Raw genomic sequence first — 14379 nt, forward strand, 5'->3', positions numbered from 1 at the left:
AAATATACTGCTGCAAACTTAACCTCGAAAGATAAACAGGCCCTAGGCTTGCTTATCACATTTGATTCTATAATAATGACTGTATAAATAACCAGTCGTTATAGTAGTGATGAAAAAGTTTATTCACATAGATATGGATTGCTTTTATGCAGCAGTAGAAATGCGAGATAATCCAAAACTTGCATGTGTACCGCTTGCTATTGGAGGCAATAGCCGACGAGGCGTGCTCTCAACCGCTAACTATATAGCTAGAGAGTATGGCGTACGATCGGCTATGTCGAACTATCATGCTAAACAATTATGCCCCGATTTAGTTATTGTCCCAGGGCGCATGGCTGTATACAAAGAAGCTTCAAACCAAATACGTGAAGTATTTAGACACTACACAGACTTAATTGAACCTCTTTCTTTAGACGAAGCCTATCTAGATGTAACAGACAGCACCGCTTGTAAAGGCAGTGCCACACTTATTGCACAGCAAATAAGAGCCGATATTTACAATGCTACAGGGCTCACTGCATCAGCTGGTATTGCACCGATTAAATTTATTGCTAAAATAGCCAGTGACGAAAATAAACCGAATGGTCAATTTGTCGTTTTGCCTGATGAGGTTGATGACTTTTTAGCGCAATTACCGCTGGGGAAAATTCCAGGAGTGGGCAAAGTAACGCTCGAAAAGCTAAATTTAAAAGGCTTATATACCGGCAAGGATGTACGTGAAAAAGGCATTAACTGGATGCAGCAACATGTGGGTAATTTTGGTGTGTCGCTTTATCAAAAATGTGCAGGTGAGTATGTTGGTAAAGTATCCACAGATCGCATAAGAAAATCGCTGAGTGTTGAACATACCTACGAGTACAACAAAACGAGTTTACAGGAGTGCTTAGATGAGCTGCCAAGGTTGTTAGAGGAATTAGTTTTAAGGCTTAATAAACAGCAGTTACAAAATCGTATTAATAAATTGAGTGTTAAGGTGAAGTTTGCAAATTTTGTAGTGACCTCAGCCGATCAGGTATATCACGAGCTAAATACAGAAATATTTGTTCAACTACTTACTAAGGCCTACCAGCGAGGGCTACAACAGCCTGTAAGATTACTTGGCTTAGGCGTTGGGATTAAAAACGAGCCAGAACAAAACTTCCAACTTAGTATTCTCGATTAAGCTGTAAAGCCTGTAACTCCAAGTTGCCATTTATTGATAGGTTATGTGATTAGCTCATCGCTCCTTGCTGGTCTTCAATATATAAATCGACGATAATAGGGGCTTATGTTTTCTAACAGGACCTTATTTATGGCATACCCTCAAGCGGTTAGTGCAAGCCTTGAATGCACATCTCATGATGCGCTTATTATTATTAGTAATGACTTTTCTCAGTTACCAAATAACTCATTACGTGATGCTATTTTAGCTCAAGCAAACGTAGATTCTCGCATCGGTAAGCAAGTTACTTTATTAGTAATTGAAAACAAGCGCGTTGTACTTGCGCCAACCGGTCCGTTAAATAGAGATTACGACGACGTGCGTCGTTATTTTGATGCTGCTAAATTAGCAATTAACGAAGCAAAAGCGTCGGGCAGTGTTAACCCTGCATTATTTTTACCAAATTTAAATGGCGATAGCCGTTATCAGCATGCTTTAGAAGTTGCTTATTTAGGCGCTTGCCAAGCCTTATGGCAGCCATTAGAAGCGCGTGAATATCACGGTGAAAGCATTGAACCTATTACACAGATTGGTTTAGTTGGCGCAAGCGAGCAAACGATTAAAGCTGTTAATGCAATTGCAGCAGGCCAATATGCAGCGCGTGACCTGTGTGGTACTGAACCTGAGCGTATGGCTCCACCACGCTTTGCAGATTACTGTGTTGATTTATTTAAAGGCTCAAACATTGCGGTTGACGTAATTGACGATATTGCAGCTATTGATAAAAACTACCCAATGCTGAGTACAGTTGCTCGCGCATCGTATGCAGTTGAGCGCCATCACCCACGTGTTGTTAAGCTTGAATATGTACCAGAGGGCGAAATTACTCGCACACTTATGTTTGTAGGTAAGGGGCTTGTATACGATACAGGCGGTGCAGATTTAAAAGTAGGCGGTTATATGGCAGGCATGAGCCGTGATAAAGGCGGCGCAGCTTCTGTTGCTGGCTTTATGAAAGCCGTTGCGGATTATCAGCCTAAAGGCGTTAAAGTGGTATCGTACTTAGCTGTTGTTCGTAACTCTATTGGCTCGGATTGTTTTGTGCCAGATGAAATTATTACTAGCCGTGAAGGTGTTCGTGTACGTATTGGTAATACCGATGCAGAAGGGCGCTTAGCAATGGGCGACCTGCTTAGCGAAATGAAAGATTTAGCTAAAACAGAGGTTAATCCAACGTTATTTACTGTAGCTACATTAACGGGTCATGCAGCTCGTGCAATGGGTCCTTACGGTGCGTATGTTGAAAATGGTCCAGCTCGTAGCGCTGGTGTTTCACGTCAAATAGCTGATTTGGGTGACTTATGGGCCGATGGCGCTGAAGTATCGCGTTCACGCCGTGAAGACTACGACTTTATTAAACCACGCACGCTAGCTGACGATGTTTTATCTAGCAATAACGCAGCATCTGCCGTGACTGCGCGTGGACATCAGTTCCCTATGGCGTTTATGGCTATTGTTGGTGGGCTTGATAAGCATGGTAATGATTCTGCACAGCCTCTACCTTATGTTCATATGGATATTGCAGGCAGCGGTGTTGAAGGCGGTGATTGGCAGCATGGTAAGCCAACAGCTGCATCAGTAACGAGCTTGTTTGCACGTTATTGTTTGTAAGCTAAAAACTTACATGTAATAAAAAAGCCCTGTTAATTCAGGGCTTTTGCATTTTATGAGGACGCTATCGGTTAATCTAATTTAAAACGATTAACTACGCTCGAAAGACCTTCGCTACTTTGTTTGAGATTATCACTGGCATCAGTAAGCTGCTTAGTATTATTTAATGATTGCTCGGTTGATTGAGATAGTTCATTAATACGCAAATTAACCTCGTCGGCAGCCTGCGTTTGTTGCTCTGTGGCACGTGCTATTTGGCTGTTCATTTCGGTAATAATTGAAACAAGTCGTTCTATTTCATTAAGCGATGTATTGGCTGATGACGCCTGCTCTATGGTAGAAACTGAAAGTGCTTGGCTTGATTTAACTGCTTCTACTGCTGCTTTTGCACCTTCTTGTAGTTTAGTGATCATGGTTTGAATTTCGTCAGTACTTTGCCCTGTACGACTGGCTAGTGTTCTTACTTCGTCTGCAACAACAGCAAATCCTCGACCATGCTCTCCTGCGCGAGCAGCCTCAATGGCAGCGTTTAATGCCAGTAAGTTTGTTTGTTCTGATATGCTTCTTATTACATCAAGTACAGAGCCTATATTATGGCTTTCGTTGGCTAAATCTTCTGTTACACGGCTGACTGTTTCAATGTTGCTTGAGAGTGTTTCTATTGCTGTAATTGTTTGCGCAACAACATTTTTACCCGTTGATGCGTTTTGTGCTGCATCTTTAGCTGCTTGCTCTGCGGCTTCAGCGTTACGGCTCACATCGTGTATTTGGTGAGTCATTTGCTCCATGGCAGCTGCAACTTGGGTTGAACTATCGTTTTGAAGCTCAATAAATGAGTGGCTTGTTCTACTTGAATCGTCAACTGTATGCGCATGTTCGCTTACATCGTTTGCACTTTGTGCTACATGAGCAAGTGACTCTCGTATTTTTAAAACAAACAAATTAAATGAGCGCGATAGTTCAGATATTTCATCGTTACCGGATTCATTTAATGTACGGGTTAAGTCGCCTTCGCCTTGTGAAATGTCCTTCATCATATCGGCTGCTAAGCGAGTAGGTATTAAAATACTTTTACCTATAAAGTAACTAAGCAAAATAACAGCAATAATCATAATTATTGCACTGACTATAATTAGGTTACGTTGTTGGCTAAATGCCTCGTCAATTGAATCAAGGTATACACCCGAGCCAATAATCCATTGCCATTGACTAAACCCTTTAACAAAAGCAACTTTCTCTACAGGTTGGTCTTTACCTGGCTTTGGCCACTTATAAGGTATAAACCCTTCACCATCACGCTTAACTATATTAGCCATTTCTACAAAGAGCGCTTTGCCATCGGGATCTTTATTATTACTTAAATCTTTATTATCGAGGGCAGGTTTAATCGGATGCATTATCATTGTAGGCTGATAATCATTTATCCAAAAATAATTAGTACTGTCATAGCGCAGTGCTTTTATTGTTTCAAGAGCTTGCGTTTTAGCTTGCTGCTGGGTGAGTGAGTTATTTTGTTCAAGGTCATGAAAGTGCTCAATGATACTGTGAGCAGTTTCTACTACATTTTGTGTTTTAAGGTACTGCTCGTTTTTAAGGGCATTATATTGGTTAGTTAGGCTGGATATGCTCAGCACTATAAGCCCAAGCACTACAATGGCTATTAACAGTGAGAAACGTTGAAATATACTAAAGCTACGTAAACTAGGCATACATTCATCCTTAAAAATTGGCGCTTTTGCGCATTGAATAAGCGTAGCTAAAAAGAGAGTTTAATCTAGGCTTAACAACCATTAATGCAAAAAAAAGGCTGATTTATCAATCAGCCTTTAGTCTACTTTTTAAACTTGTTTAACTATTTAACATCAAAATGACGATTAAAGAAGTTTGTAATTGTTTGATGCAAGTGCGTTTGCACTTGTTTACCACGTAGGCTGTGCTTAGAGCCTGGGTAGGTCATCATTTCAAACTGTTTTTCGTTATCTTGTAGTTGTTTAAATAATTTAGTTGAATGCGTAAACAATACGTTATCGTCAGCCATTCCATGGTAAATCATTAATGGGCCTTTTAAGCCATCTGCATATGGAAATACTGCGCTGTCTTCATAGCCTTTAGCATTTGTATCGGGGTGACCTAAATAACGCTCTGTGTAATGCGTATCATATAGAGCCCAATCGGTTACTGGTGCACCTGATACGCCGGCTTGAAAGTAATCGCCCGCTTTAAACATAGTCATAAGTGCCATGTAACCGCCGTAACTGTGGCCATAAACACCGATGCGTTGTGGGTCAACGTAATCCAGTGTACGTAAAAACTCTACGCCTTTAATTTGATCGGCAACTTCAACCACACCTAAATGTTTATAAATAGCATCTTCAAACTTTTTACCACGGTTGTACGAACCACGGTTATCCAGTTGAAAAATTACGTAACCTTGTTGCGCCATGTACTGAAAGTACAAGTTTTTACTGCGCCAGCTATTCGTTACTCGCTGAGCATGCGGGCCGCCGTATACGTTAACAATAACAGGGTGCTTTTTGCCATCAGCAATGGTGCTAGGCTTAAATAAACGGTAATGCATAACTTGGCCATCATCGGCTTTAATTGTGCCGTATTCTGGTTTTGCTAAGTCGCTTAAATAAGGAGTAAGCGGATGGTTACTATCAAGCTTATTTTCTTCAAGCCAGGTAATGAATTCGCCGTTTACTTTACGAAGTGCTGCTGAGTTTGGTTTATTATCAGACGAGCTATTATCGATAAAGGTTTTATTGTCTTTTGCTAGCACAACATTGTGGTACTGACCTTTTTCGGTAATACGTTTAGAATCGCCTTTTTTAAATAAAGGCGCGCTGTATAAATGGCTTTCAAGCGGTGTATCTTTTCGACCGGCAAAGTAAATAATGCCTTTTTTCTCATCAATACCTTTTAAGCTATCAACAGCCCAATCACCAGAGGTGATTTGACGTACAAGTTGACCGTTTGTGCGATACAGATATAAATGTTTAAAGCCGTCTCGCTCAGATGCCCATACAAAATGTTTTTTGTCTTTTAAAAACTCAAGATCAAAATGTAGGTTAATCCACGTTTTGCTATTTTCGGTCAGTGCTACTTTTTGGGCTTTAGTTTCGCTGTTATAAAAACGCAGTTCTAATTTATGTTGCGAGCGATTTTGCCATTGGTACGACAGTGTATTGCCGTCTTTTAGCCATTTAGCGCGCGCAATGTAAATGTCTTCATCTTTACCTAAATCAATCCAATCTACTTTTTGGTCGTTTAGCTTAACCACACCAAGTTGAATTTTAACGTTATCGGTACCTGTAAACGGGTAGCGCTGGTTAAATAATTTAACTTCGTCAGCGTAAATTTCGTTACGGATAGCTTCTTTTACAGGGGTTTCGTCAACGCGGGTATAGGCAATTTTAGTTTCATCACCTGACCACCAGTAACCTGTCATACGGCTCATTTCTTCTTGAGCAACAAATTCGGCCATGCCGTTTTTAATTACGCCGCCGCCATCTTTACTAAGCTGAATCTCTTTACCTGATTCAAGCTCTAAAGCATAAAGGTTTTGCTCTCGAATAAACGATACGTAGTTACCTTTAGGTGAAAAGCGTGCATCGGTTTCAAATGCTTCAGTGTCGGTTAGTTTTTTACTTTTAGCTGAGGCTAAATCGTAATAATAAAGGTCACCATTGAGTGGGAATAAAAGTGCTTTGCCATCTTTAGACCATTTGTATTCAAGTATGCCTTTACCAAAAATACGTTGGCGTTCGCGGCGTGCTTTTTCTTCATCTGATAGGTTTTCTGGGCCTGAAAATAACTTTGCCGAATCAACTAGCACACGGTTGGTGTTATCTTTTAGATTGTATTCCCATAAATCGTAGCGGTTGTAGTCATCGCTTTTGCCTTGTAGGTAAGTTACACGGCTGCCGTCAGGCGAAAATTTAAGTTGTACAGGTGATTTACCAGAAAGGCTCGGATCGTCAAAAATTCGCTCCAGCGATAAAGGTTTTGCTTGAACACTAATAGCGCCAACCATTAACGGTATAGCTAGTGAGAGGTGTTTTATTTTTTTTAGCACAAGGTTGCCTTAGCTTATTATAAATATTGCTTTGATGGTAAAGCCAAGCGTGTGCAACTGCAACTAAATGCTATAAAGTGGCGATTATCAAAGACAAAGTAGGACATAGCAATGACTCACCCTGAATTTAAACTAGCGCCAGAACTTAAACGCGACTGTATAGAACTTGCCGATTGGCCGTTGTGTAAAGTGCTTTTATTGAACGACAGCTTGTATCCGTGGTTTGTATTAGTGCCTAGGCAGGCTAACTTAAAAGAGATAATTGATTTATCTGAGGATGATCAAATTGTTTATTTAAAAGAGTCAGCCAAGCTAAGTAAATTATTAATGGATGTATTTAAACCAGATAAATTAAACATAGCGGCTTTAGGGAATATGGTGCCGCAATTGCATATTCATCATATTGCGCGTTTTACGAGTGATGCTGCATGGCCTGCGCCAATATGGGGTAAGCACCCAGCAGTGCCTTATACAGATCTACAAATCACAGAGCTAAAAAAAGCGCTGCAGTTTTAAGCTGCAACGCTTTTTTAGGGTTTAACTAAGTTTAACTAAACTTATTTAAGCCCTAGTATTTCCTTACCTTGCTTAAATGTTACATCTACAGGGATATTAGCTTTGCTTAGTTTTTCTAAGTCTTTAGCAAGTTCTTCTTTAATGTCGCCATGCGTTGCAATTAGTTGATCTACTTTTTCGTAATCGCCATCACCTTGTAAGGTTAAAATTAAGCGAGAAAGCTTAGCCATTGCAATGCTCATTTTTTCCATATTAACGCGGTATAAGCCTTCTTCATTTTTAGAAAAAGCACCTTCTTGAGCAAAAAAGTTAAAGCGGATCATATTTGCTTTACCATGCGCGCTTGATGCTCCAAAACGAACTGAGCGGAATATACCTGCCATGAAGGTCGTGTAATAATCTTCAATAGTGCCTTCAGTAATTTCGCCTTTTTTAAGTAACTGTTCAATCATGTATAGACCTAAAATATCGGCTTTACCTTCTTCAAGGGCACTTGCGTGCTCTTGTAATGATTGACGAACAGTACCTTTACCTGTGATTGTGTTTTTAATACCTAAACCGTGAGCCACTTCATGGAACATCGTATTGGCAAAAAATGCATCAAAAGTAATGTGTTTACGCTGCTCTGGTACAATTAACTGCTCTGAAATTGGCACTAAAATTTTATCAAATTTAGCACGCATTGCGTTTTTAAGTTGCAGACGACGAGTTCCTTTTTCTAGCTGTACTTGCTCATCGTTTGGTAAGTTAATTGCAATTGTTTTACTACCCGCGTTTGAATGCCCAGCGTAGTAAACAACATCATATGCATTTAGGTCGGCGTCAGAGCCTGGTACTTCTTGTTTGTACTTAGCATCTACAGGTAAGCCTTTTTGAAGTTCAGGTAAAAATGCTGCAAACTTAGCTAAGCGTTCGCTCCATTTTAAATCTTTAATAAGTACGTAAGATTCATAAGCTGCGCGGTAACCAAATAATTGATCTTCATAAGTTTCAATTGGACCAATAACCACATCTACTGGGTTATTTTTCATATCCATCCAAGCAAAGTCAGATACTTGAAAGTCATCTTTTTGTAGGGCATCGGCACGCAAGTTTAGATAGTTAGCAAATTCTTTATCGTCAGCAAGTTTGCTTGCTTCACGTAAAATATCAGCGGCTTTTGCAAGCTCATCAGCGTATTCTTTTGAATAAGGCACGCTATAAAGCTTACCTTGCTCATCACGCTTAATTACAGAATAAAGCCCTGTTTTATCTTCAACGTCTGCATTGTTTAACTCTTCTTTGGTTATATCAGCAGGGTAAAACTGTGCGCCAAGAGGTTTTTCTTTATAGCTGGATAAAAATGCTTCATCACCATTTAAACGATCCCATGGACCATAGTTAATATCAGCAAATTTACGTACTTTTTCATCGTTTAGTTTTGCTAAAAAAGCATCTTTATTTTCACCAAATGCTTGCTTCCAAAATAACTCATCCATTATTTTTGAAGCGTCAATAAGCTTTGCAACCATTGCTCGTTGATTATCGCTTAAGTGCGATAAATCACTTTGTAAGCTAAAGTCGGTGTAAATATCTAAACGTTGTTTATCTGCATTAATAAGCTTAGGGCCTGATTGTGCACTGCTTTTTTGAGCAAGCTCTGTGGCTGTGTTGTCAGTAGAAGACGGCGCTTGTTCAGAACATGCGCTAAGAAAAACAACACCAGAGAGCATAATTGCTTGGCTAATTTTATTTAAGATCATTATATTGCCTGTTAAAAAGTAAGTTTAATAATTTGTACTGCCTTAGTTAAAATATTAAGTATGTACAAACGCTTCCTTATTGTGAGTGCATTAAAGCAAAACTAAATGGTAAATAGCAAGTATTTGGCGTTGTAAGGCAAGCATGAGCGGTAAAGCATTATAAATAAAAATAAACTTCTATAATTTTCTTAACTTTATCGGTAAGTTAGACAATACTAATTATATTACAAATACGAAAATTAACTGCCTGAGTTTGCAGTTACTTTACAGGCTGAACACAAAAGGATGGCAGCTTTATGTCTACAGAAAACGCTTTATTAACGATTCTAGTCGATAGAATAAATAACGATACGTTGGTTTTACCAACGCTACCTGAAGTAGCGATTAAGGTTCGCCAAGCTGCAGATAACCCAGATGTGAATTTAATCCAAATGTCAGATGTAATCTCACAAGATCCAGCGCTTTCAGCTCGTATGATAAAAGTAGCTAATAGTGCGATTATGGGACGTTCTGTAAAAGTATCTAATTTACAACAAGCAGTGACTCGTATTGGATTACGTCAAATTAAAAACATTGCTACAGCTATGGCTATGGAGCAATTATTTGTATCAAACAATGAGCTAATTAAAGGCTACATGGGCAAGGCTTGGCAAAAAACATTAACCGTTGCTAGCCATTCAATAACACTCATGGAGTTTTACTTAAAAAATAGTAAGCACACGTCACTAAATCGTGATTCTATTACACTCGCTGCGCTTGTTTATAATATTGGTGTATTACCAATTTTAACAGAAGCTGAGCGCCACCCTGAAGTGTTTGCCAACCCAAGCTTTTTAGCGCACGCAATTCAAAAGCTGAGTGGAAAAATTGGCTCATCTATTATGCAAGCGTGGGAATTCCCTAAAGAGTTTGTTGATGTAGCTCAGAGCTGGGCTGACCCAAGTTACAAACCTGAAAAAGTAAGTTACGTGGATTTTATTCGAGTAGGGGCTATTTTAGAGGGCACGTTACAGGTTTCTGATAAGTCTGCAGCGCTGCAAACGTATATAGACAAAGGCGTTATACCGTCTATGCAGCTATTCACAAGTGATGAGTACAACGACATGCTAAAAGATGTGAAAAACATGTTTAGCTAAATATGTTTAGCTAAACATGTTTTATTACACAAACAAAAAGGGTTAACTTGCGTTAACCCTTTTTATTTCTATTGAATAGCGTCTAGTACTATTCCATCGGTTCTGCGAGTAGGGTATAGCGATTCAACCACAAAGCTGGGAATAAACCCTTTAGCTGATGACACCACTACTTTAGATTTAGCGCCAATAATACGAGCATTAACAATAACACCGCGGTTGGTGTATGTAAGCGTCCCAGTTAAAGTGTATTCAATATGTGGGTAGCCTTTAATATCTTTGCCATTACGGCTAAATGAAAAATCACCCATCGGCGTCACGTGCACTGTGCCTGTGTGCTTATAATCAACAACAGACAAACCAAACTCTTGTAATTCAGTAATAAAGCTTTCAGCTAAATGATTGCCAAAAATATTAGTAGTTTGCAGGTTGTCGTCTAAATTTACAAACGAAGTTATAGCGATAGGCGTGCTACTATTTATGTAATTCATATTTTCAATTAGCTTCATTGCTAATTGCTCTGTGTAATTACTTAGTAACTTACTGCTGTTAATTGGGCGGTAATTATTTTCTGGAAATTGCCAATTACTCACGCGCGGCTGATTATTTTCAGCATAGCGATTATGGGCATGATTATAGCCAATATTGTTATGTGGTGCATGTCCATTGTAAACAGGATGGGTAGAGCAAGCTGAGAGTGATAGTGTAAAAAGTGCCGATAAAGTAAGAGTTATTTTTTTTGATAACATGTTTTCTTCCTGAAACATAAGGGGATTTTATAAATACCCCTCCTTATCGACACACTTTTTGATTACTTTAATTAAATTTAATAATTAATTTGTTTATTTTTAATTATGGTGCTTTTGTAACCTCTTCTTTTTTATAACGAAGCTTACCTGCTACCCATGTTTGCAGTACGTTTGTTTTGTATATCTCGTCAACAGGCACTTTAAAGTAGTCTTTATCAATTAAAATAAAGTCGGCCCATTTACCTTTTTCTAAACTACCCACCTTAAATTCTTGATGAGCTGCATAGGCGCCACCAAGAGTAAATGCACGTAATGCATCTTCTCGGCTTAGTACTTCACTTGCGCGCCAGCCGTTTTCCGGTAGTTTGTTATGATCCATGCGTGTAATGGCTGAATACAAACCATCAAATGGATTTGCAAGCTCTACAGGGTAATCAGAGCCTGCCGCAACAACCGAACCTTGCTGTAAAAATGTTTGCCACGCGTAGGCGCCGCTTAGTTGCTTTTTAGTTAAACGCTGCTCTGCCATATGCATATCAGAAGTAGCATGTACTGGCTGCATTGAAGGGATTATTTTTAACGCTTTAAAGCGAGGGATATCATCAGGGGTTACAATTTGGGCGTGCTCTATTCGGTTGCGCAGTAATATACCGCCCGTTTTTTTAAACACATTTTGATAGGCATCAAGTACTACTTTATTTGCTTTGTCGCCAATGGCGTGAGTATTTGCGCTAAAGCCGCTTTTAAAGCTTTGTGTAAAGAGTGCTTCGAGTTTCTCTTGTGTTTCAAGCATTAAACCATGGTGACCAGGTCTGTCTGCATATTCTTCAATAAGTGCTGCACCACGAGAGCCCAATGCGCCATCGGCGTAAACTTTAACACTGCGAATTTCCATAAAGTCATTTTTGTCGTGGTACCGGCCTGCCTTTAACATTGTGTCTAAATCAGGGCTTGCACCACTTAACATTGCCACAATGCGTAGTGGTAAATTACCAAGGTCGCCGCGCTCTTTGTAAACCTCCCAGGTGGTTTTATCAATACCTGCATCGTGAGTAGAGGTAATGCCTAAACTTAATAAATGTTTACCTGCTGCATCAAGTGAGTCACTTATATCTTGTTTTGAAGGGGCTGGCATATGCTGGGTAATTAGCGATTCTGCTTTATCTACAAAAATACCCGTAGGATTGCCAAATTCGTCTTTAATTATCTCACCGCCTTCAGGCGCTTTTGTTTGGGCGGTAATACCAGCAAGTTCGAGCGCTTTTGAATTAACCCAAATGGCGTGGCTATCAACTCGAGAAAGCACCACAGGTCGATCGTTAACTACTTTGTCTAAATCTTTAGCCGTAGGAAAGCGTGTATCAGCCCATAGCTCTTGGTTCCAACCTCGCCCTATAATCCAACCTTGTTTGTTATCGGCAAATACTTTTAGTTTATTCGTTACTTCATCAACCGATTTTGCACCGCGTACATCAAGTTGCGATAAATTATCGCCAAGGCCAATAACGTGCCCATGAGCATCAATTAAGCCTGGTAATAAGGTATTACCGTGCGCGTCAATTAGCTTGGCATCTGGGTAGCTATCTTTAAGTGTATCGCTACCTAGTTTTACTACCTTGCCATTTTTAATAACGAGGGTAGTAAATTGCTGTACTTCACCTTGATATAAAGGGGTATAACCATTGGCGTTATAAATTACTTTTGTTTGTGCAAAAGTGTAACTAGAACTAGCGCAAAGGCTGGCTAGTATGAGTGGTTTGATTATTTTTTTGAGCGACATAAGGCATTATTTTTTATTGTTAGTGCGTTAACACTAGCAAACCCAACTTTATAATACCAATATGTGAGACAAATTATGATGAAGAAAAAAGTAGTAAAGCTAGAACATAAAATATCTAGCTTTTGAAAGGGTTTATTTACTAGCGTATAGACTGTATTCACTTAGCGTTAGTTTACCATCTTTGTCTTGATCGTAGCTTGAAAACCGAGACCACAAAGCGGGGTCTACAGCGGTTTCTGAACGTGTTAAAAAACCATCCTGGTTTCTATCAAGTTTTTCAAATTGCTCTGCAACATTGTTGCTTGCAGCAAAGCCTAATGTGCTAAAAATACTAAACGCAAAAAGCGCTATATAGCTTGTTTTTTTCATGAAAAATACTCAGTAGAGGTTATTGGTAAGGTAATTTTTAAATTCGATTAACGAAATTTGGTTATCTTGGTTTTTGTCCCATTTTACAAATGTGTTTAATAGTTGTGGTTGGGGATCAAGTTCGTTATGCGTTAAATAGCCACTTTTGTCGCTATCGAGGTGATCAAAGCGTTGCTTTACATCAAGTGCAGCGGCATCAAAGCTTAATAGCATTAAGATGCTTATAATAAGGGGAAGTATCTTCATGGTGTTCCTTCCAAAAGATGTATTTAAAGTTTGTGGCTAAAATAAAGTGAAAAGGAAAAAGCACTTGCCGTAATTTAACTCCCAACATTAAATCCTTTTACACACTCCCTCAGGGATTATGGCAAATGCTTTTAATTCCAGTTTACCTATAACAAGCTTAAGTAAAGCTTAATCAGTAATTACTCATTAAGGTTTAAAGCTTTCAAATTCTTTTTTTGAGACTTTTTCATCACCGTCTTCATCTAAGTCGGCAAACTGTCTCATTACTTCCTTGTCTTCCTTTGCTTCTGCAATCGATATTTGTCCGTCCATGTCTTTATCTAAGTGGGCAAAACGCACATTTGTTGGCGATGCAATTACGGTGGCACTAATTGCTAAAAACATTAATGAAAAAGCGGCTATAAGTTGTTTCATAATCACGTTCCTTATTAAATGAGTTTATTGAATAAATTTTTTGAATTCATCTAGCGACAATTGCCCATCTTGATTAGTATCAATTTGAGAAAAATTCTCGTGTAACACAGCATCTTCACCTGCTTCGGCTTCACTTAATGTGCCGTTACTGTCTTTATCAAGCTCGTTAAAAGTCGCGTGAACGTCCATTGCGTGTGCATTAGCGCCTAAAAAGCCTAAAGCCAGTAATGATGAAATTACTAAAATGCGTTTGTTCATAATTATTTCCTTATTGATTAAAGTTATTACTTCCTATTACAAAAATGGTGCCAATAATAATTATTGTTATTTTTCAATTGGTTATTGTTTTTGCTTTAAGCCAGTGAGAAGTTTTTACTGGGTTTATTGTAATTTTTGTGCGCCTTTTGCAACATTATTTGGTGGGGGTGAAAGGGAGTTTATTAAAATCAACGAGTTACGCTGTCTCTATTTGGCGACACATTGTTTTATAGTGCTGGCTGTTAATCGTATTAAATATAATTGCTGGTTCAGCTAGTGTAT

At 39.0% G+C, this 14379-nt stretch carries 13 protein-coding genes; 4 read left to right on the top strand and 9 right to left on the bottom strand.

Going from position 1 to position 14379, the window contains the following annotated elements:
• The first annotated feature begins 109 nt into the window (after positions 1 to 109).
• Positions 110 to 1162 (top strand): DNA polymerase IV, encoded by a 1053-nt coding sequence (gene dinB, locus RB214_RS03785; protein WP_309168405.1) that lies wholly within the window; start codon positions 110 to 112, stop codon positions 1160 to 1162.
• Positions 1163 to 1291: 129 nt separating this feature from the next.
• Complete coding sequence (locus RB214_RS03790) at positions 1292 to 2812, top strand: leucyl aminopeptidase family protein (RefSeq protein WP_309168406.1); 1521 nt, start codon at positions 1292 to 1294, stop codon at positions 2810 to 2812.
• Positions 2813 to 2883: 71 nt separating this feature from the next.
• Here the strand turns inward: RB214_RS03790 and RB214_RS03795 are convergent, their stop codons facing one another.
• Both RB214_RS03795 and RB214_RS03800 read right to left on the bottom strand, forming a co-directional pair.
• Positions 2884 to 4521, bottom strand: coding sequence for a methyl-accepting chemotaxis protein (locus RB214_RS03795; protein ID WP_309168407.1), 1638 nt, complete (start codon positions 4519 to 4521; stop codon positions 2884 to 2886).
• A gap of 143 nt (positions 4522 to 4664) precedes the next feature.
• Entirely contained in the window at positions 4665 to 6890 is a 2226-nt protein-coding gene (locus tag RB214_RS03800; RefSeq protein WP_309168408.1) for a S9 family peptidase, read from the bottom strand.
• 111 nt (positions 6891 to 7001) lie between these two features.
• Between RB214_RS03800 and RB214_RS03805 the strand changes: the two genes are divergently transcribed.
• A complete protein-coding gene (locus RB214_RS03805; RefSeq protein ID WP_024597591.1) occupies positions 7002 to 7406 on the top strand; it encodes an HIT domain-containing protein in 405 nt (134 codons plus the stop codon).
• A 41-nt stretch (positions 7407 to 7447) separates the two neighbouring features.
• On the opposite strand, the gene RB214_RS03810 is transcribed toward RB214_RS03805, so the two are convergent.
• On the bottom strand, positions 7448 to 9148 hold the full coding sequence (locus RB214_RS03810) for a Zn-dependent hydrolase (RefSeq protein ID WP_309168409.1): 1701 nt from the start codon (positions 9146 to 9148) through the stop codon (positions 7448 to 7450).
• A 296-nt stretch (positions 9149 to 9444) separates the two neighbouring features.
• Between RB214_RS03810 and RB214_RS03815 the strand changes: the two genes are divergently transcribed.
• Positions 9445 to 10284, top strand: coding sequence for an HDOD domain-containing protein (locus RB214_RS03815; RefSeq protein WP_309168410.1), 840 nt, complete (start codon positions 9445 to 9447; stop codon positions 10282 to 10284).
• A 68-nt stretch (positions 10285 to 10352) separates the two neighbouring features.
• Here the strand turns inward: RB214_RS03815 and RB214_RS03820 are convergent, their stop codons facing one another.
• The 6 genes from RB214_RS03820 to RB214_RS03845 form a co-directional block, all read right to left on the bottom strand.
• Positions 10353 to 11030 (bottom strand): FlgO family outer membrane protein, encoded by a 678-nt coding sequence (locus tag RB214_RS03820; protein ID WP_149602197.1) that lies wholly within the window; start codon positions 11028 to 11030, stop codon positions 10353 to 10355.
• 103 nt (positions 11031 to 11133) lie between these two features.
• Positions 11134 to 12810, bottom strand: a complete 1677-nt coding sequence (locus RB214_RS03825) for an amidohydrolase (RefSeq protein WP_309168411.1) — start codon at positions 12808 to 12810, stop codon at positions 11134 to 11136.
• Positions 12811 to 12942: 132 nt separating this feature from the next.
• Entirely contained in the window at positions 12943 to 13179 is a 237-nt protein-coding gene (locus tag RB214_RS03830; protein ID WP_002961647.1) for a calcium-binding protein, read from the bottom strand.
• A 9-nt stretch (positions 13180 to 13188) separates the two neighbouring features.
• A complete protein-coding gene (locus tag RB214_RS03835; RefSeq protein WP_197098150.1) occupies positions 13189 to 13425 on the bottom strand; it encodes an EF-hand domain-containing protein in 237 nt (78 codons plus the stop codon).
• A 186-nt stretch (positions 13426 to 13611) separates the two neighbouring features.
• Positions 13612 to 13839: a hypothetical protein gene (locus RB214_RS03840; RefSeq protein ID WP_024597597.1), complete on the bottom strand. Its 228-nt coding sequence runs from the start codon at positions 13837 to 13839 to the stop codon at positions 13612 to 13614.
• Positions 13840 to 13863: 24 nt separating this feature from the next.
• Positions 13864 to 14097 (bottom strand): EF-hand domain-containing protein, encoded by a 234-nt coding sequence (locus RB214_RS03845; protein ID WP_002961641.1) that lies wholly within the window; start codon positions 14095 to 14097, stop codon positions 13864 to 13866.
• Positions 14098 to 14379 lie beyond the last annotated feature (282 nt).

The organism is Pseudoalteromonas sp. HL-AS1, from assembly GCF_031198785.1.
Classification (GTDB): Bacteria; Pseudomonadota; Gammaproteobacteria; order Enterobacterales; family Alteromonadaceae; genus Pseudoalteromonas; species Pseudoalteromonas distincta.

Coding starts and splice junctions, on each gene's coding strand:
- dinB (WP_309168405.1), top strand. CDS start 110: ATGAAAAAGTTTATTCACATAGATATGGATTGCTTTTATGCAGCAGTA.
- RB214_RS03810 (WP_309168409.1), bottom strand. CDS start 9,148: ATGATCTTAAATAAAATTAGCCAAGCAATTATGCTCTCTGGTGTTGTT.
- RB214_RS03835 (WP_197098150.1), bottom strand. CDS start 13,425: ATGAAGATACTTCCCCTTATTATAAGCATCTTAATGCTATTAAGCTTT.
- RB214_RS03840 (WP_024597597.1), bottom strand. CDS start 13,839: ATGAAACAACTTATAGCCGCTTTTTCATTAATGTTTTTAGCAATTAGT.
- RB214_RS03795 (WP_309168407.1), bottom strand. CDS start 4,521: ATGCCTAGTTTACGTAGCTTTAGTATATTTCAACGTTTCTCACTGTTA.
- RB214_RS03830 (WP_002961647.1), bottom strand. CDS start 13,179: ATGAAAAAAACAAGCTATATAGCGCTTTTTGCGTTTAGTATTTTTAGC.
- RB214_RS03790 (WP_309168406.1), top strand. CDS start 1,292: ATGGCATACCCTCAAGCGGTTAGTGCAAGCCTTGAATGCACATCTCAT.
- RB214_RS03820 (WP_149602197.1), bottom strand. CDS start 11,030: ATGTTATCAAAAAAAATAACTCTTACTTTATCGGCACTTTTTACACTA.
- RB214_RS03815 (WP_309168410.1), top strand. CDS start 9,445: ATGTCTACAGAAAACGCTTTATTAACGATTCTAGTCGATAGAATAAAT.
- RB214_RS03845 (WP_002961641.1), bottom strand. CDS start 14,097: ATGAACAAACGCATTTTAGTAATTTCATCATTACTGGCTTTAGGCTTT.
- RB214_RS03825 (WP_309168411.1), bottom strand. CDS start 12,810: ATGTCGCTCAAAAAAATAATCAAACCACTCATACTAGCCAGCCTTTGC.
- RB214_RS03805 (WP_024597591.1), top strand. CDS start 7,002: ATGACTCACCCTGAATTTAAACTAGCGCCAGAACTTAAACGCGACTGT.